Annotated in this window: 9 protein-coding genes and 3 pseudogenes; 10 read left to right on the top strand and 2 right to left on the bottom strand. The window is 45.2% G+C overall.

What is annotated here, in order from left to right:
• The first annotated feature begins 31 nt into the window (after positions 1-31).
• Both AACX38_RS13790 and AACX38_RS13785 read left to right on the top strand, forming a co-directional pair.
• Positions 32-907, top strand: a complete 876-nt coding sequence (locus AACX38_RS13790) for an NAD(P)-dependent oxidoreductase (protein ID WP_228863037.1) — start codon at positions 32-34, stop codon at positions 905-907.
• 57 nt (positions 908-964) lie between these two features.
• Positions 965-2,173: an MFS transporter gene (locus tag AACX38_RS13785; RefSeq protein WP_228863036.1), complete on the top strand. Its 1,209-nt coding sequence runs from the start codon at positions 965-967 to the stop codon at positions 2,171-2,173.
• Positions 2,174-2,348: 175 nt separating this feature from the next.
• Here AACX38_RS13785 and AACX38_RS13780 read toward each other — a convergent pair whose 3' ends face one another.
• On the bottom strand, positions 2,349-3,023 hold the full coding sequence (locus AACX38_RS13780) for an FMN-dependent NADH-azoreductase (RefSeq protein WP_228863035.1): 675 nt from the start codon (positions 3,021-3,023) through the stop codon (positions 2,349-2,351).
• A gap of 115 nt (positions 3,024-3,138) precedes the next feature.
• Here AACX38_RS13780 and AACX38_RS13775 point away from each other — a divergent pair, with 115 nt between their 5' ends.
• The 7 genes and pseudogenes from AACX38_RS13775 to AACX38_RS13745 all read left to right on the top strand — a co-directional run bounded on the left by AACX38_RS13775 (position 3,139) and on the right by AACX38_RS13745 (position 18,940).
• Entirely contained in the window at positions 3,139-4,026 is an 888-nt protein-coding gene (locus tag AACX38_RS13775; protein WP_228863034.1) for a LysR substrate-binding domain-containing protein, read from the top strand.
• A gap of 78 nt (positions 4,027-4,104) precedes the next feature.
• A pseudogene (locus tag AACX38_RS13770) lies at positions 4,105-4,221 on the top strand (IS1 family transposase); the annotation flags it as partial.
• Positions 4,222-4,894: 673 nt separating this feature from the next.
• Complete coding sequence (locus tag AACX38_RS13765; RefSeq protein WP_228863033.1) at positions 4,895-9,343, top strand: hypothetical protein; 4,449 nt, start codon at positions 4,895-4,897, stop codon at positions 9,341-9,343.
• On the top strand, positions 9,336-10,598 hold the full coding sequence (locus AACX38_RS13760) for a hypothetical protein (protein ID WP_228863032.1): 1,263 nt from the start codon (positions 9,336-9,338) through the stop codon (positions 10,596-10,598). The genes AACX38_RS13765 and AACX38_RS13760 overlap by 8 nt, the downstream gene beginning before the upstream one ends.
• A 15-nt stretch (positions 10,599-10,613) precedes the next feature.
• Positions 10,614-11,270, top strand: a complete 657-nt coding sequence (locus AACX38_RS13755; RefSeq protein ID WP_228863056.1) for a hypothetical protein — start codon at positions 10,614-10,616, stop codon at positions 11,268-11,270.
• 4 nt (positions 11,271-11,274) lie between these two features.
• Positions 11,275-13,749 carry a pentapeptide repeat-containing protein gene (locus AACX38_RS13750; RefSeq protein WP_228863031.1) on the top strand — a complete coding sequence of 825 codons (2,475 nt, stop codon included), beginning with the start codon at positions 11,275-11,277 and terminating at the stop codon, positions 13,747-13,749.
• Positions 13,750-13,813: 64 nt separating this feature from the next.
• Positions 13,814-18,940: a type I polyketide synthase gene (locus AACX38_RS13745; RefSeq protein WP_228863030.1), complete on the top strand. Its 5,127-nt coding sequence runs from the start codon at positions 13,814-13,816 to the stop codon at positions 18,938-18,940.
• Between the two features lie 241 nt (positions 18,941-19,181).
• Here the strand turns inward: AACX38_RS13745 and AACX38_RS20790 are convergent.
• Positions 19,182-19,265 (bottom strand): annotated as a pseudogene (locus tag AACX38_RS20790) (IS1 family transposase); the annotation flags it as partial.
• Positions 19,266-19,674: 409 nt separating this feature from the next.
• Here AACX38_RS20790 and AACX38_RS13740 point away from each other — a divergent pair.
• Positions 19,675-19,929, top strand: a pseudogene (locus AACX38_RS13740) (transposase); the annotation flags it as partial.
• Positions 19,930-20,052: the final 123 nt, after the last annotated feature.

The raw sequence follows: 20,052 nt of genomic DNA, 5'->3' as shown, positions 1-20,052 counted from the left end.
ATTAATATCTCATATACAGAAGGATAAATTTATGTCTCAAGTAGTACAAAAATGCGCTAAAAACATTGCGGTACTTGGTGTGGGTATTATGGGGGCTGCTATTGCTTTGAATTTACAAAAGAATGGCTTCAACGTCAGTGTATGGAACCGTACTTATGAGAAAGCAACAGCCTTAGCAGAATTTGGAATATCAGTATATGAACAGGTACAAGATGCAGTTGATGATGCAGATATCATATTAACTATGCTTAAAGATGGAAATGCCGTATTAGAGTCTATGAATTTTGCATTGCCGGGTTTATCTAAAGACACCATCTGGATTCAGGCCAGCACAGTTGGTATTACAGCTAATGAACAACTTGAAGCCTTCGCTGCTGAAAATGGTCTTAAGTATTTTGATGCACCAGTTCAGGGTACGAAAGGTCCAGCAGAACAAGGTAAGTTAATTATTATTGCTTCTGGGCCACTGCATGATCGTGATCTTGTTCAGCCAGTGTTTGATGCTATTGGTCAACGTACGGTTTGGGTTTCAGAGCAAAGTGGTGTGAGCAGTAAGCTCAAACTTGCTTTAAACAGCTGGGTTTTTGCCTTAACACATGGGATAGCGGAAAGTTTATCTATTGCTGAAGCTATGGGAATAAGTCCATCACTTGTTATCGATGTGGTCAAAGGTGGTCCTATGGATAACATGTATTTCCAGCTTAAATCTGCTGCAATAATGTCAGGAAATTATGATACTAGCTTCTCTTTAGATAATGCGATAAAGGATGCTGAATTAGTTGTCGATGCCTCTAAACGGGCTGGTGTGAAAGTTGATGGCGTTGAAGCCGGGCTAGAGCGCTTCAAACGAGCACAAAAAGTGGGCTATGGTCATAAAGATATGATCGCAACTTATTTTGCCAAGTAATTATTACTCTACGTAAGACATACAAGTAATTATAAAAGAGTCTGATAAGAGGAAATAATGAAAAATTCACTTGGCTATCATGTAACAGCAGAAACTTTGGGTAATGTCGAAAGGGTTCCGATATTCAAGCTTCTAGCTTTCACCTTAGCAGGTTTTATCACAATTATGACTGAAACAATGCCTGCAGGCTTGTTATCACAAATCAGCCATGACCTTAATATTTCTGAGTCCCTTGCCGGACAGCTGATTTCCGTATATGCGTTGGGGTCAGTAATTGCTGCGATACCTATTGTTGCTGCCACTCGTAGTTGGTCGAGAAGGCCTCTATTTTTGTTGGCAATTGGTGGGTTACTTGTATTTAACTCTCTCACAGCGCTATCTTCCAGCTATGCGGTTATATTGGTGTCACGTTTAATTGCCGGGATGTCGGCTGGGATTATTTGGGGAGTGCTTGCGGGATATGCTAGACATATGGTGCCAGTGCATCTCCAGGGTAGAGCACTGGCTATCGTAGGAGTGGGTCAACCTATTGCTCTCTGTTTCGGAGTACCTTTGGGGACATGGTTAGGAAGCCTATTTGATTGGCGCGGCGTGTTTTGGGTTATGTCAGCCCTCGCGTTAATATTAATAGGTTGGGTGAGTACAACACTTCCGAATTTTTCAGGACAAAAATCCACCAATCGCCAGTCGGTGAGGAAAATATTCCTGCTTCCCGGTATTCGTTCGGTATTGTGGGTTATCTTTTTGTGGATATTGGCGCACAATATTCTTTATACTTTTATTTCTCCCTATCTGGGGTCAGTTGGTCTCGGAAATTATGTAGACATGGTTCTGCTATTGTTTGGTATTTCATCAACTTTTGGGATTCTGATCACCGGTGTTTGGATAGATCAAGCATTACGCTTACTGACAATGTTTAGTCTGACTGGCTTCGCTTGTGCCGCTATTTTGCTTATTGCAGGAAATACTCACGTCTGGATAGTTCTTTTAGGTATTACGCTTTGGGGCATAACTTTTGGTGGTGCTCCAACATTGTTACAGACAGCAATCGCTGATGCTGCTGGTGATGATGCAGATGTTGCCCAATCGATGTTAGTGACAGTTTTTAATCTTGCTGTTGCTAGTGGAGGGTTAATCGGAGGAGGGTTACTTCAACAGATAGGACCTTCATCATTTGCAATCACTATGTTTGCTTTGGTAATACTGAGTATTTTAGTCGTTTTTCAGGCTAAACCTTATGGATTTAAACCCGGACCTCGGGTTTAAGACTAAAACGGAACACGAATGTAAGCCGTAACCGAACCTCCATTACATCTGAATAACGGCGATGCTCTGCATACCTAAAGCATCGCCGGACTAGATATTTCACTGTGCGAAAACTGGGATATGGATACTAATCCCTTGAGATGGATATTTGAATAATAAAAAATTTAAATTGGAGTTAAACACAATTTCCTAACATCGAAACAAGGTTATCTACAGTATTTTCTGCCAGTTTGATAGAATCGGTCAGTCTATGATCTGCAAACTCGTCATACTCAATGGCCGCTTCATGAACATCAGTCACTCCAATGTATGCAAAAGCAGTACGTACTGATGCTTCTACGTGATTATGATTAGCGAGGCGGCCGTCCTGCTGATACCCATAATCACCACGTGAGGAGAGAATCACCAGGCGTTTTCCTGAATTTGCTAACAGTGGCCAATAAGGTTCGCCACTTCGGTTTCGATCAAATCCGAATGTGCGTCCTACTCGCACAATATTGTCAATATATGCCTTGAATTGTGCGGGAGGTCCAAAGTTATACATCGGAATGCCAGCTACAATGAGATCAGCACGTAATACCTCGTTGATCAATACATCACTCATTCGAAGCTCTTCTTTCATCCACTCCTCACGGGCATGTTCGGGAGTGAAAGCTGCATGTATCCATTTACCGGTGACTGGCGGTGGTGCTTCCTGACCCACATCTCGGTAAAGCACTTTAGTTTCGGGATGTAAGCTCAACCATTGTTGTACGAAACGAGCGGTCAAGCGACGAGTATGCGATCCGTGAGAAGTTTTGTCAGAACATCCGTAGCGTGCACTTGCATCAATGTGTAATAGTGTGGTCATGTGAGTTCAAGCCTTTACAAATGATATTTATTCAAGTATCACTAGCTTCTACTCAATCGTATTGACTGACAAACGATATATCTTCAACCAATAGATGATATAATATCACCCATATATGACTATGCGACTTCCTTCTTTAACATCACTTCGTGCCTTTGAGGCTGCAGCGCGTTTACGTAGTTTCAAGAAGGCGGCTGAGGAATTATCTGTCACTGCGACGGCGATCAGCCACCGAATCCGGGTCTTGGAAGAATATCTCGAATGTCCCTTATTCCTGCGCAAAGTGCGAGCGGTTGAATTAACACCAAATGGACTGACACTATTTACTGCGGTGAATAGTGGTTTTGAAACCATCTCCACAGCGATTAAGCATATACAAAAACCTCGTCGGCAATCAGTCATGTTATCGACGACACCTGCATTTGCCACTAAATGGCTAATACCTCGACTATCATTGTTTCAGAGTGCACATCCTGACATTGATCTACATATTCATACATCCAACACGCCTGTAGATCTCAATGCCAGTACAGTAGATTTGGCGATTAGGTATGGTCTTGGTCAGCATGTTGGTGTAGTCGGTACATTGCTTCTTGAGGATCATTTTGCACCTGTCGCTAATCCAGCACTTCTTGAGACGATAAATCAAGATATTTCACAATGGCCTTTAATTCACTTCGATTGGCATCATTCTTTACCAATAGAGCTAACATGGATTGCCTGGGCTCAAGCCACCGGGCTTAAACCATCTGATTTATCCACCGGTATTCGGTATTACGAGGAAAGTCATGCTATACAAGCAGCTATCGCAGGTCAGGGTGTGGCACTGTTAAGTTTATTATTAATAGAAGAAGAGCTAAGACTAGGGGTACTGCAGATTGTTGCCGAACCTTCTCTAAAGGGGATGGCTTATCATGTTCTCAAAAGCAATCACTATCCAGTATCTGAGGCTGCTACTATCGTGGAAGATTGGTTGCTACGCGTGGCTCACCAGACACTGTAAACCCATTGTTCAGAAAAAGCCTGCAAAGCCATTTCTTCTGTTGGAGCCTGATAAATCTAATGGGGTAAAGGGGGAGTCGGTCACCAACGCTATCGCTGTTTCTCTTGTAACCGAACCTGTCAACTTGAATATGCCTACCGCGCGTGCCAAGCGGGTATCAAAAAACAAATTATTGATCTGGCCATGTCTAAGTCACCGGAAATACATAATAAAATCATCGGCACTTTCATTGAAAGTGAATACTACATTTAACACAAATCAACAGATTGAATATACGACCTTTAAAGGGCGTTTGGATAATGTGATAACGTTGTAACCGCTAAATTAACGTGATACAGAATTCTGAACGCCCTCTTAATTTATGAGGCTAATTTATTTAAATACCTTCTTAATTTATGAGATTGATTTATTTAAATACCCTTTTAATTTATTTGAGGGGTTTATTTAAAGGTTTGTTTTATTATTGAAGATAGGTTTTATAATTTTAGAGGATTATTTTTATTCTTAATTTAATTCATACTAATAACGTCGAATAATAAAGATTTAAAATTGAAACCATTAATTGGCTAGAATTGAAAGTTGGCTATACGTCACATAAATGTCGTCTTTAACTGATGAAAAAAGGGTGAAGTCGCATTAATGTTATTAATTGCGTAGCTTAAATGTCACATTCAATTGATTTTTGTAAAGTAGATAAATCTTTTTCTACTTAGTTTCAGGTGCTTATCATTTTAAAAAATATGTCTATAGGAGGATGTATTCATTCTCATGGGGATTGTTTTTTCGGGATTTTTTGCCGAATTATTTATACGGTTATTGAGTGTTTATTGTAATAACGAAAATAGTCATTTAGAGAGATGAAATACAAATGAAAACGCATATTCTACATTTTGACCTAGCTCAAAACCATTTACGTACCCAATCCAGTCAATTAAATCTTTGGGTTGGTGAATATAATATACCGTTGCAAGAACATGATGAGTCAAGTTTAGCCAGAGCAGCTGGAGAAAATCCTGCAATAGATATGGTTCTGCGTTACGGTTCACACAATATCAGCCATTTCGCGGAGATACCTGAACACTATTTTTTACCTCATCACGTTACGCTAATTAAAGTGGTTGGTGATAAATCCGGGCCTTATCGTTCTTCATTACCGGTTCTTTATCATCTTTCTTATCATATTCCCAATGCTCATTTACATCGTTATGCCAAACGTAACAGAGAAAAACTGGCAGTAAATAATATAGAGATGGCTTTGCCGGGTAAACTTAGTGCTCTCGGTGTTAATAGCCAACATGTAGCGCGAAATTCTATTCATTACGCCGATTTGTGGGTTGCGACTAATGAAATTAAAACACCGTGGGATATTGCTTGCTCTATTGTATTTTCCCATCCGGAATTGTCTAACAGTCAGGCTTATGCAGCATCAATTGTCACTCATGCACATATTGCCCCACCACAGGCAATAGACCCACTGCAATATAACCGAGTTTATGAACTGGCTATATCAATATCGAGTCAGGGACCTGCGACAGAGACAGGCGGTTTTGCCACTTATGGCCAATTGGTTGCCCCTGATGGCAGTGCAATGTTTTACGAATTTGACTGGGTAGGTCAAGACGGACAGGTGATTTTCGCCGAAGGTGATCCGGTGATGCAATATAACCTATCGGATGAAACGGAGAATTATTCTGGCTCGCCAGCATCTAATGCGCTGAAAACTTCTCATAATGATGGTCGTCTGCAAAATCATAATTGGAGTGTCAGCCAAAGTGCGTCTCTGGACGTCGCTGAATTCAAAGATCAGGCAGCAGCATTGACGATTAAGCGGGGCACCAACCAAATTTGGACTGCCACTAATCGTACTCCTAATCACGGTATGGATGTGTATGCCGACAGCATCCGTTACGATAGCAGCCAAAGTCATTTTTCCATTGATTTTAAGAACAAATACTTACGTCAGCTAGGTGTCTATATTCAGTTCTTTAAAGACACTAAGATGGAACAGCCGATCGATAATCCAAAGGTTGACGGTAATTGGCCGTTTTATTTCCCTCAAGAGCTGGCGGCATTATTTGAAACGCCATCACAAAAAGCCCTTGGTGTGTTGGCTAATGTCAATACGATCATGGGGATTCCGATGCCCACTGATCCCACTAACTTTGGCTTGCCTTGGCCAGCTGAAGCTCAGGCGGCTAAATTTTTGTTTGGTGGTTTGGGAACTTCCCGCTGGGAAGACCCGATTATCTGGCCGGGTGTGATTTTAACTGGCATGTTCCAGTACGGTATTCCGGCCCTGATGATGTTGGCTGGTGCCGCAGTAACTAACACTCAGTGGTATAAAAATTTTATTTCCGATAAGGATAGTGTTGCTGCATTAGCCGCTGTTGCCTTCCCGTTGATTGGTGGTGGGGCAGCTGTCGGAGCAGCGTTATTCAATACCAAGAAAGTGCTAACCAGTTTAGCCAGTATTGCCATTGGTATTTTGGCCAAAAAAGGGATGGAAGCATTAGCCACTTATGTTACCGCCCAGATAGCAGCCAGTGCAGCCGCTCAGGCGGTTCCTGTGGTGGGTTGGGCGTTTCGGCTCGCTTCAATTGCGCTAGATTTTGCGCAGATTGCAGTGACGACGGGGGAGTTGCTTTCCACACCAGCTACCCTGGAAGTGGATATCAAGCGCCAGATGACTTTGGCTTTTACCCTGCATCCCGATCCTGCTCATGGTGAAGCGGGCCGCCCGGAAACTGCAATCTGGCCGCCGGTGGCAGTACAGTGTCAGGTAACCGTTGAATATACCAACGGCACCTACTATACCCAGACTATTCCATTACCCGCGACAGGTTCCAATACACCACTATCTTTTAATTTCAATTCGGTTGGCTGGGGTGGAACACTCAAAATCAAGGCTAATGTCTATTCAGCCACTGGCTGGTTAGCGGGGAGCTACACCAGTGATCTGCTGAATGCGCAGCCAGATGACCCTAATGAAGGCATCATGCGCGTCAGCGGTAATATAAAAGAGATGTTGGTACCGCTGACTCAGGTGACTCAATACGAATATTGGGAACAGTTGTCTTACGATAGCGGTAAAAAAGAGTACCAGTGGATTGAAGGCAGCGTACCGTTGGAAACCCAGTCTTCAACTAATTGTAGCAATGTAGGTAATAACATCTGCAAGCTGGTCAATATGACAATCCTGAATTCAGATTATCAGGTTGGTTATTGTTATCAGGCTTCTGGGCAGGATATTCCACTGGAAGATCCATTAAGTCCACCCAATAGCGGCCAGATGTACGTGTTGCAAAACATTTCCACTTTGGGCAACGACTCGTTGAATAAACGTCTGAAATTATCTGCGGTAGGTTTCAAAGTACAACCACTGATCAGTTATAACAGTTTTGGCGAAGGACCAGACGAAAAAACCATCACGCCTTATAACTTTATTATTGATTCACGGTTTGGTGAATATCACTTACGTCGGGTGGACCTGCGTGATGGCAGCCATAATTTTGGTCTGACGGATAATCCGCTTTCGTGGGGGACTTTCACCATTCCACATCTTGATGCAATGGTGGTTCACCCGAGCGGCTATGTCATTGCTGTCAGTTGGCAATATAGCAAGATGCAGATCCTGACGCTGGGTGATCAGGGCTATCCGGATGATCAGGCTCCAGCGGCACAAATTGTCTCTGGAGAAGGGGTTCGGCAAGGGCTAACTCATGGGCCAATTGCCCTGACCGTAACGCCAGATGGCCGCATACTATTATTGGAGACAATCAATACCCGTATTCAGGCGTTTGATACTAAAGGGAACCCATTCGCGAGTTTTGCGGGTGCAACACTGTTTCAACTTGCTACCGCTGATTATCAGGCAACACTGGATGCTCAGAAGTTTTCCCCGGCATTACAACAAGCATTTCGTGAGCAGGGGCTGACATTTCTGTTCAGTGACAGTGATCCAAACTTTATACGTTTGCTGAATGCTGGAGTACTGGACGAGCAGATTATTAACACCTTTGCACATGATGGGATCTATCTAAGTTATAACCAGACCGCAGACGGTAATATTGACCCAGTTGGCAGCACAACAGTTGACGTGATACAGCAAGGGCAGAGCTGGTTGGTATATGATCCGCAGAAACCCGCGACTTACACGCTGACCGCTCAGGGACAAACGGTATCTGTATATAACGATTTGAGTAATGTACGGGTTATCGCTATCGGTCAAGGTGTCAAATGGCAAATTGATGATCTTAGCAGCGCTCGATCCTGGCTGTTAACCCTTAATGCAACGAATCCTGCTCAGATTACGGTAGCGGATTATCTGTCCTATATGTCACTGAATAAGCCAGCCGGGATTACGTATCTGGATGTTGCGGTTGAGGAGAAGGGATATATTTATGTCTTGTCATACCGTAACGAAGGGCGGGACCCAACGGATTATATCCTTGATATCTATAATCCTGACGGTACTTTCCTGGTAACTGTCCCTGATTCGACCTTAGTGCCTGATCCAGCTAAACGCCAGCATATTGTTGCCGGACATCTGGCGATAGATTCGTTCCGTACTCTGGTAGCGATGAATTACGGCAAATTCCTGGGTGAAAATCAACGTACCCAACCACAGATCAGCCAGTGGAAGCCAACTACACCAATATTCGATCTGGGTATCGATCAATTACCGATATTCCAGCAACACGATATGGATAAAATCCGCGCAGTTTTTGCTGACAACAAACACCCTCTTAGTAACAAGGCAACGATCGAAACTATCAATGAAAATGGTTATTTCATCATTACTGATGTTAGTACCCGTTACCCAGTTATTTGCACCGTGGATGGCGATAATCAGCAGATTATTTCTGTTTACAGTTTCTCGGAGAGAACTATGCCATTAAAAATTTATAACTCAGGATTTAAAGCGGTTTTGCAATTATTAGGTATCCCAGAGATCGATGTAACGGAGAAAGTCGTTGTTGTATCTTCGTCGCAAGGCTCTTTACGGCCTGACGACCCACTGTCACTGGCTCCTTCTTATACGGCAGAAGTATCGTCAGCATCGGAGCTATTAACCCTTTCTGGTATCCCCCCTGTTGAAGCGCCGATATCCTTTCCGGCAACCGTTGATGTTTTTGCGATTGCTGAACTGGAGATTGCTGATGACGGGGTTCTGAACATTAGCAATCCGACTTCAAGACCGATAGTGGTGGTGGTTGACACTTTGGTGCTTAAGCAAGGTGGGCAACTGATATGTGACGCCTCTGTGATTCTAAACGTACAAACTTATACCCAAACTCAGGAGAACTCCCATGAATAAAATGAAAACGGTTAACGAAACTTTGGCTGAATTGCGTGAGCATTATCATTTGACCAGTACCGAGCGGCAGCCGAAGCAATTGAACACTTCGGACTTTGACGGGCCGGTGATATTTTCTAACGATCCGAAAATAGCCACTGTGCCACCCGCATTCTTTACCGTACAAACCATACAAGAATTGAAGGAACTGGGGGGTGTGCCTGACAGTGAGTATGGACCAGGCGGAATGGAACCCCATCATCCGCTACCTGAACCCTATTCTGCTGAACGGTTGGCAAATGTCACCGGTAATCATGCTGATATATGTAAAGCTTTCCGCGCTTATATCTATGGTTATTCTCCTTTGGTCAAAGATTATGAAGATATTCTGAACGCTAAACGTTTCCCGATGAAAGTCGCGTTATACAGTGGTGAAGATATCGTTGTTACTGCCAGTAATCCATTGATTGTTGGAAGTAAAGATAGTCACGGAGAACCTGTTAACTTAAGTTTTAATAAGATAACGATTCAACCTGGCGGTAAAGTTATTTATCTCACCAATGGCACGGTTCAGGCGAACGAAGTAATCATAGTTAGTACCTTAGGAGGTACAGATAATGATGGCCCGAGCATTGAAAATATTGGAGGGAACGGAGGCAATGGCGGGAGCGGAAACAGTGGCTCCAATGGGAAAGACGGCAGTAATGGTAACTCCGGTAAAGATAATAAAAACTCCTGTGCAATACAGGCTACGTCAGGTACTGCGGGTGGCAATGGTACTGATGGCGCCAGAGGAAGTGACGGCGAGAAAGGAGGAGATGCAGCGGATGTCAATTTTAAAACCGGTACCATCACAGGCTTTGTGAATATGCTGACACAAGGCGGTAATGGTGGTAATGGCGGTAATGGTGGTAACGGTGGTAGTGGCGGGAGAGGAGGGAATGGCGGTGGCTCTACCAGCGAATGTAGGGCTGGAAACGGCGGTAATGGCGGTAGTGGAGGCGATGGTGGTGCCAGCGGTAATGGTGGTAACGCCGGTAACGGCGGTAACATCTATTTTACTTACAACGAAGGGGGGAGCGCATCCTTTAAGGCCAGGGCAATTGCTGGCAATGGTGGTTCTGGTGGCAATGGTGGTTCTGGTGGTGTCGGCGGCGGCGGCGGTACTGGTTATTCCAGTGGTAGCTCAGGTAAAAATGGTATATCTGGGAGCTCAGGAATTGCCGGAAAAGCAGGTACCGTAGGCTCAGTTTATGTCAACGGCAAAAAACAATAACGGCAAGGAGGAGTCATGGTCGCAGATATTCAAATTTTGGGTACTAATGGCGTGAAAGGTGCCGATGGAGCCAATGGCGCTGATGGTCTACGGGGGGTTGATGGTCAGAATGCTGCTCGTCGTAAGCCAGCCACTGCCGGTAGCAATGGTGGAAATGGTGGAAATGGTCAGAGTGGCCAGGATGGTCAATCAGGTTCTGGCTGGTGGTTTGCCCTGCGTTGTACCCGTTTTGACGTACAGGATGTAGTGCGTATTAGCAATAATGGCGGTAACGGTGGTGATGGTGGCATAGCGGGTTACGGTGGTAATGGGGGTGATGGCGGCAATGGTGGCCGTGGTAATTCATCATCGTCAGGGAAACTCGGTGGTGTTGGTGGTAACGGTGGCAATGGGGGAAATGGCGGCAATGGGGGAAATGGCGGCAATGGAGGTAATGTTTGGGTCAGATATATCCAGACTAGCTTACCAAAACCGGTAGCTGCCACCTCTAATGGCGGGAGTGGAGGGTTCGGGCAACCCGGAGGTGCTGGGGGGATTGCCGGGCGCGGTGGGGTAAATGGTGACGGTTCACATGCAGCCGATGGAAAATATGGTATTGGAGGGATTAGCGCCAGCGGTGGTCAGGCTGGGAGAGCTGGGAAGGTTTCTGTAAATCAATTGCTGCAAGGATAATGACATGAGCGAATCTAGATCTTTTGCTGGCAAATGGCAATTTGCTGCGGCTTCTGGCCAACTGATTACTGTTCAGGACGATGGTACGCTTCTCCTGTCAGCCAAGCAATCAGGGGCGATGAATCAAATGATTAATGCTTATGGCATGACTAGCTTTTGGTTACAGGCTGGCAATGGTCAATATCTGGCCGCGAGCGGCAATACTCCTCAAGCTAATCAACCGCGCACTGGTACGGTTGCTGAGATCCGGTTGGAAGAGGTTGGAGGATCTGGATTTCGCCTGCGTCGTATCAGTAGCAGTGGTGACAGTTATTTGGTGGCACAACAATCTGGGCTGATTTGGCAGACAGTCACTGGCAGTCCGCCTCTGTCAGCCCAATTTACTCGTACTATTGTGACAAAGGACCTGGAATTCCTCAAAGAATGGGGGGCAATGGGAGCCGATCTGCGTTTTGCTTATCTCGCTAAAGAGAATTTGAATGAAATGGTGATGATGGCCGTCGATTTGTCCAATGCTGACCTGCATGGTTCGACATTGCTTGACGCTGATTTAACTAATATCAAAGTTGATGATTGTAATTTTAATGGTTGTGACTTAAGCAAGACTGATCTAACGCATATTCATGGTAAAAATGCGCTTTTTGAAAAGTGTATCGTCGGTAGTGATACCAATATGCCTGACGCTGAGCTACCGAACGCCATTTTCCGTGGCTGTAAGAGCAGCGGTGGTCAGCCGATATTGAATCGTCTAAAAGCGCCCGGTGCGGATTTCTCTGGAGCGTTGTTACCTTCGGTAATAATGGAGAATGCTGATTTATCTCAGGCGAATCTGGTTAATGTTGATCTCAGCGGAGCCAGTCTGGCTTCCTGCAATTTTACCGCGGCGATCATGACGTTGGTGAATTTGCAGAATACCACTTTGCAAACCTCGAATTTTAGTCAAGCCACGTTAGTGGGGACGGATTTTACCGGGGCGAATATCAATCATGTTAATTTCAGTGGCGCAAATCTGACCAACGCACGATTATCGTTAACCACCGGTTATAGCCAGCTTAACCTCAGCGACAGTACCTTATTAGCGACGGTGCTGACAAAGATGAACTTGGTTGATGCCACGATTACCGCTAAAACAGATTTTACTCAGGCGCAGATGGATGGCGTTAATCTGAGCCGCCAGAAGCTGGACCAAGTCATATTCCTGATGGCATCGATGAAAAAGGCAAATCTGGATTTTACGTCACTGAATGGCGCAGTTCTGGTCGGTGCTAATCTGGCCGGCGCCACTGTTCTGGGGAATGTCTCTTTAGTTGGCGCGAATTTATCTAATGCGAGTCTGGAGAATGTTGATTTAACTGGTGCTCAATTTGGTGCTTTATCCACAGTGACACATTTGGATAAAGCCGATGCTCAGACACTGGATAATCAGCAACTGCCTGAACGGTTACGTCAAATGTTGTATCAGGGAAAGATATTGGTTAATGGTCAGGCAGAGGTGTTAGTTCGTCATCCGGGCCAGAACTGGCTGGTGGAACATGATGGTAAACCGTTATTTATTCACTATCAGGATGGGCAATTAAACGTTGCGCAAGATAATGGCGGTAATGCGGCAATTCTTGCCAACACATTTATGCCTAATGCTATCCTGACTGGCGCTAATCTGTACGCAGTTGATATGTCTGGCGCTCATTGGTACGGCAGTAACGCCAGAGCCGATAACGCCAATTTGGAACAGGTCAATTTGTCGAATGCTAACTTAGCGACAATGAATTTCACTCAGGCTCGATTGTTTGGTGCGAATTTGTCCTATGCTAGTCTGGTGAATACTGATTTCAGCAAGGCAATGTTAGAACCCACCGAAGGTCTTAAGCCGGCATCTCTGGCCTTTGCTTCAATTCAAGGCACTATCTTTACGGAAGCTAAATTGACCGGCGCTAATCTGACCAATGGCGCGGTGGCTTTACCGTTTGAGGAAACAGGCAATAAGTTAACAGGTGTACCTTTATTCAGTGCGGCGCTTGAGCTGATGAGTTCATTAAATAGTGGCACAGTCTCAAAAGAGTTGCGTCAGATATTCACTGATAACGGCTACAGCCTGTTATCTAATGCCAAAATCATTGAAAAGCAAAGTGATCAATATTGGATTATCTCCAACCAGCCGCCAGACACCGATCTGAATTATCGAGGATATTGTAACTTTATGGTGATTCGGGTGAGTGAAGTTGGTAATAACCATCTGCAAGTTTGTGGTGGAGCGCCATTACGTATCATCCGTACTGCGGCTGACAATACATTGCAACCGGTTAATGTCGCTTTTGGGGTGACAATTGATATCACTCAGGCAATGGATGGAGCCACCACCTGCCCAAGTGGTTTGCGTTATCAGTTACTCAATACGGGCATCAGCTATCAGTCATTGATGACACCGGGGTTACCACCTCATCCGCCAAAATGTATTCCCAGTCCGACGACTTGGTGTTGATAAGTAAACACGATGATCTGGCAAACAACTAATCGGAGCAAAGAATACCATTATGGATATTAATATGATGAGAAGCGATAATATGCCGGTTGCCATTATCGGTATGAGTTGCCGTTTCCCGGGAGGTGTTAGCTCTCCAGAGGAATTCTGGCAGCTGTTGTGTGGTTCAAGTGACGCAATTACCCCAGTCCCTCCTGAACGCTGGTCAACTCAGGCTTATAGTTCCCGAGATCGCAATTTGCCGGGGAAAATGGTGGCGCGAGAAGGCGGATTTATCACTGATGTTACCGGTTTCGATGCGGCGGTGTTTGATATCAGTAATACAGAAGCGCCTTTTATCGATCCACAGCATCGTTTGATGTTGCAGGTGACATGGGAAACGCTGGAACGGGCGAGAATAGCGCCAAAATCGTTGGCGGGTCAGGCGGTTGGTGTCTATATCGGTGCTTTCACTCATGATTATATGCACCTGCAATTTACTGATTTGCGTCAGGCTACCGGTTATACCTCAACCGGTGCAATGGGAACCATGTTATCAAACCGGATATCCCATGCGTTTGATTTTCAAGGACCATCCTTGACTATTGATAGCGCCTGTTCATCGTCCCTGTTAGCGGTCCATTTGGCTTGTGAAAGTTTGCGGCGCGGAGAATCACAACTGGCGCTAGCGGGTGGCAGCCAGTTAATGTTGATGCCTGATTTTTCGATAGTAGAAAGCCGTACTGGTTTTCTATCATTAACCAACCGCTGTCATAGCTTTTCAGCTAACGCTGATGGTTATGTGCGTAGTGAAGGCGTCGGTGCTGTTTTGCTGAAACCTTTGAATGCGGCTTTACAGGATGGCGATCCCGTTTTGGCGGTGATCCACGGTTCAGCTGCCAATCAAGATGGCCGCACTCCCACGATTACTCAGCCAAGTAGCACCGCACAACAACGAGTGATTCGGATGGCCTGTGCTCAGGCGGGGATTTCCCCGGAAGAGATTGATTATATTGAGGCTCATGGTACTGGGACTGGGGTGGGTGATCCGATAGAAGCAGAAGCACTGGGGCTGGTCTGTCGGCCCGAACCGACAGACCGCCCATTGTTGATTGGGGCGTGTAAATCCGTAATTGGTCATACGGAAGCTGCGGCGGGCATTGCTGGATTAATTAAAGCGGTATTGTGTTTACAACGAGGACAGGTACCGGGCAATTTACATGCCGAGCCACCTAACCGCCACATTCGTTTTACTGAGTTGGGATTGCAAGTTCCACAGCAGTTAACTCCATTGCCTGAAGGAAAAGTAATAGCAGGGGTGAATTCCTTTGGTTTTGGCGGAACGAATGTCCATGTGGTGTTAAGTAATAATGCAGAATCTTCCGTACAACTTCGAACGACGCAAGGGCAAGCTTTCATACTGCCATTGTCTGCGCAGTCTGAGTTTTCTCTGAAGCAACAAGCTCAGAGCATTGCTGATTTGCTGCAACAGCAGCCAGATATTGCCCTTGATGATTTGTGCTATAGCTTGGCGACGACTCGTCACCGCTTTCTGTTACGTAAGGGGATCGCATTCAGTAACCGAGAACAGTTGCGACAGCGGTTGACTAATCTGAATGTGTCGTCGGAGCATAACAATAAAAAAGTTGATCGTCTGGCTTGGATATTTGCGGGTATTGGCAGCGAAGATTGGCAAGATTCTATCGCTTGGTTTCAGCAATTTCCCGAATTTACAGCACAATTCGAACGTTGTGAGGCAATTTGGACGGGATTTTCTGCACCTTCCTTATATGCGGCATTGATCTCTGCCGATGAACTGATAGAGCCGCCAATGCAGTTTGCTGTACAAATTTCAATGGCTGCGCAGTTGCAGAAGTGGGGGTTCAAACCAGCGGCGTTACTTGGTCATAGTTCCGGTGAAATGGCGGCTTGTTATCTGGCGGGAATTTATGATCTGACGCAGGCACTGACACTGTTACATCAGCGTTATCATTATCTGGAACGTGTGTTGAATAAAGGCGGCGGATTATTAATCGTGGCGGCAACAGTTGATCAGATATTGCCTCATTTGTCTGCCCCCGGTGCCGAGCCTGCCGTGGTGATAGCAGGGCGTAATAGCATCAATCGTTGCTTACTGTCTGGGCCTATAAGTGAATTAACCGCGGTTGCTGAGCGCTTAAAGCAGCAGCGTATTGCCAGTAGTTGGCTTAATTATAGAATTGCTTCTCATTCCCATTATATAGAGTCAATCAGGGCTGGGTTGACTGCGGATGCGGCAACCGTTCCCGCGGCAGAACCTTTGTTGCCAGTGTTTTCATCAGTCACCGGGGAGTTGATTAATGGAAAGTTGAGTCCCGAGCATTGGGCTGACAATGTCGTCTCGTCACTCCGTTTTGACGATGCGGTAGAAAACATGCTCAAAGCGGGTTTCCACCATTTTCTGGAAGTTTCACCTAAATCACTACTGAGTGCAGGATTAAAGGATTGGAGCCAGCCTTATCGAGGGCAGGTGTTTGCCTGTCGCTCAGGGCAGAACTGGCCACAACTGTTAGGACAGCTGTTTGAAGCTGGGGTTGAACCGGACTGGCGGACTCTGATGCCTACCGCTTGCCCAATTGATCTACCCACTTACTCCTGGCATCAGCAATCTTATTGGCATGAACCAGAGATTAGCCGTCGCCGCCGATTACGTATATTGAGCGGTGTATTATTGGGCGAAGCTCAGCCGGGTAGCGAGAGTTGGCAATCTGAGTTAGCTGTAGAACAAGTGCCTTGGTTACTCGATCATGTTGTCATGGGAAATGCAATGTTTCCGGCTGCGGGCTATATTGAAACAATGTTGGCGGCGGCTCGTATCTGTTTTCCTGACGTTGGATTAGCGCTTGATAATATTGTGTTGCAATCGGCTTTACTGCTAGTGCCAGGCATACAATTCAGGTTAAAGACACAGCTAGATCGCCAGCGAATGGAAGTGCAAGTACACATTACCCGTAATCTGGATGAGAGTGTACATTACCAACTTGCAGCCAGTGCACAGGTGAACATCGTTGTACCGGGGGCTACTGCTTGTGCTATTCCTCCATTAGCGGTAAATGATCGCTATCCTTGCATGTGGAACCAAGAGATGTTGTATCAGGCATTTCAACATCTACATTTCAGTTATAGTGGTGTTTTTTGTACTCTGCGCCATGCGCTTATTGGTAAAGAAGAAACAATCTGTGAGATTGAATTACCACCTGCACCGGAGGGAATGAATTTTCACCCAGCGGCTTTGGATGGCATCTTCCAATCATTGTTGGCGATTCAGTCTGCTGATGTTCACGCGCCAATTCCTGCCAACGAGTTCCGTATCCCGGTCAGTATTCAGCATTTGCGTATCAATGGTAAATTGTCAGGTCGGGTTCATGCCCATGCCCGAAATACTAAGCAGACGCAACAACAATGGATTGGTGATATTGACGTCTATACTGATAGCGGTATGTTACTTTGCCAGATCAGCGGTTTTTGCGTTCAGCTTGTTGGTAATAGAAAAAACAGCTTGTCTGCCAAACTGCACAATCTGGTTGTCGGCCAACCACAGTGGCGTAAACTGCCAGCTCAGCCATCAACAGAGTCTGTGACGCAATGGGCTATCCTTGGGGGTGAAAACGCTCTGGCAGAAGAGTTAGTTGATGAGTTGCAACGCCGTGGTGGATGTGCCTCGTTATATTCTGGTCTGCCTGACAGTTATCAGAAAACTCAAGAATTAGTTGATACTCTTCCTGTTGAAACCGAAAGGATCCTAATCCTCTGGCCGTTGCAGGCTCCGCAGATGGCTTATCATTCGTTGATACATTTGTGTGCAGCGCTGGCCGAGCGGTCGATAAAACCACGTTTGTGGATAGTGACTCAATGTGCTCATCAAATTACCGAGCAGGATCAGCCCGATCCATTTGCCGCTGCATTATGGGGAATGATGCGCGTTATTGGTCAACAAGAAGCAACCGCATTATGGGGGGGGTTACTGGATATTGACAGTATCACGGCTCCAGCCAAATGGTGGGACGCGCTATTGATAGGTGATGGCGAGGATCAATTAGCTCTGCGCCATGACCAGCGTTATGTGCTACGCCTTGTGCCATTACCTGAAATACCCGCGCTACCACCAGTGCGTTTTCGTCCAGATGGCTGCTATCTGCTGACTGGTGCTTTTGGTGATATTGGGCGTCAATTGATTCCCTGGATGGTACAACATGGTGCTCAACATTTGTTATTGATTGGGCGTCGTCTTGCCCTTGATGCGGCTGATCGAAAGTTATTGGAAATGCTACATCAACAAGGGATAGAGGCTAATTATCTGTCGGTTGATCTCAGTGATGTGGAAAGGACCCGCATTTGTTTGGCTGAGTATCGACAACAAGCCAGCCAGCCGCTGCGTGGGGTGATTCATTGTGCTGCACATGTTGAAGATCAGGGATATCGTGAACTCAGCCCCGAGGCGTTTGATAGAGTATTTGCCACTAAAGCATTAGGTGCCTGGACATTACATCAGGCGTTGGCTGATGCACCTTTAGAGCATTTTGTTATGTTTTCCTCGTTGGGGGCATTATTGGCTTTGCCGGGTATGGCATCTTATGCAGCGGCTAACGCTATGTTGGATAGTCTGGCCTGTTTACGGCGTCAGCAAGGTTTACCTGCGTTAAGCCTTAATTGGGGGCCATGGGAAGCGGGGATCGCTTTGCGGGATAGTCGAACGCTGCCAATATTGGAAAATAGTGGCTTACAGCCATTTGGCTCAGAGGAGGGATTAGCTGTTTTAGAGCGCTTGTTTGCTCGGATTGAGCCGCAACTGGTGCCATTCTTGACGAATTGGTCAAATTTACTGTCCAGCCAGATGCGTCACCTACCGCTATTGCGTGATGTTCAGCAAGAAAATGTGGTTCAGACTTTACCCATAGAAGCGTCGCTTGCAGTGAGTGATCTGGACGATGTTGTTAGCTTGCTACAAACCTTTTGTGGTGAGATTGTTGGGACGTCAACAGAAGTATTCCATCCCGATCTGCCTTTGACTAACAACGGTATTGATTCATTGAATGGTTTAATGTTGGTACAAAAAATCAATAATCAATTACGTTTGGATATTCCGCTGGAATTGTTGTTAAGTGATAAGCCGCTGGCTGAACTTGCATCATTGATTACATATCGATTGCAAGTTAAGGCAATTACGAAGTAGGAACAACCTTCGGATTGTTTAAGAATAGCTAACTCAGAGACACGTAGTTGTGATTTGGTTTCAATAGGAAACTTATCGGACTACGGTGTCTCTAATGTTCTATTCGGGAAGATTTTTTAATCTAATTGAATATAAATCCCATTTGTTTTTTTCGTCACACCGTCATGGTTGAAGAGGGGGCTACACTGGCAAACATCTTCTTTGCGGTAGAGCCGGGTCATGCTCCCAATAGTTAGATCTCTTATGAAATAGAGTATTCACGCTCAATGAACGTACCGACCACTTTGTCATGCATCTCTTCGGATTTGGAATAACCGCATGACCGACAAAAGAGAGTTAGTTGTACCAATGTGATTACCAAATAAGACTTAATCTGACACTATTGATGATGAGTGAGATCTAACCAGACAGGCGGCTTTGTGCCAGAAGCAAACGTATTACCTTTTGTGTCGCTTCCCTCACCACAGGCTAAAACCTCCTATAACAACTAGTTACATATCCAATAATCAAGTATGAGTATATTTCAGAACAATTCGCGGACTGCGTGTATACATTTTGTCGGAAGTCATTTGCAGCCCAAGCTTCAATATCCATTGAAAAACCGGTATAACGACGTTAAGTTGCTATGAGTCAAAATCGCCAAATAAGGTGGTTTTGTGGCTTATGTCTGGTCACGTTGGCACTGTGGCTGGCATGACAAAATGGCTTCATCGTCAGAGTTTCAGCTATAAGAAAAAGATATCGCTAGAGTTTTCAACATTGAATTGCATTATTTGCCGCCTTACAGCCCGAATATCAATCCCATAGAACGATTATGGAAGTATGCCAATGAACAGGTACGAAACTATGTCTATTTCCCGGATGCAAAAACGATTCGTGAAACACTCGCCGTTTTTTGCATATTACCTTGCCAGAAAAAGCGAAAGCACTGACCGCCAGAATAACTAACTGATAAATTTAATATTTTAAAACCTGCATCTTCAAGTTAAGTGAGTATAGTTTTTTGAAGACAAAAACTAACAATTAAACAATAACTATCTTTCATGAGGATGAGTGTTGAAAGGTTGCAAGATTATTTGTAAGGGCATCATGAGAAATTATGCTGCGTTCTA

It is taken from the genome of Xenorhabdus sp. PB30.3, from assembly GCF_963895965.1.
Lineage (GTDB): Bacteria > Pseudomonadota > Gammaproteobacteria > Enterobacterales > Enterobacteriaceae > Xenorhabdus > Xenorhabdus stockiae.
The sequence above is the reverse complement of the archived record's forward strand: the minus strand, read 5'-3'. Positions and strand labels throughout refer to the sequence as shown.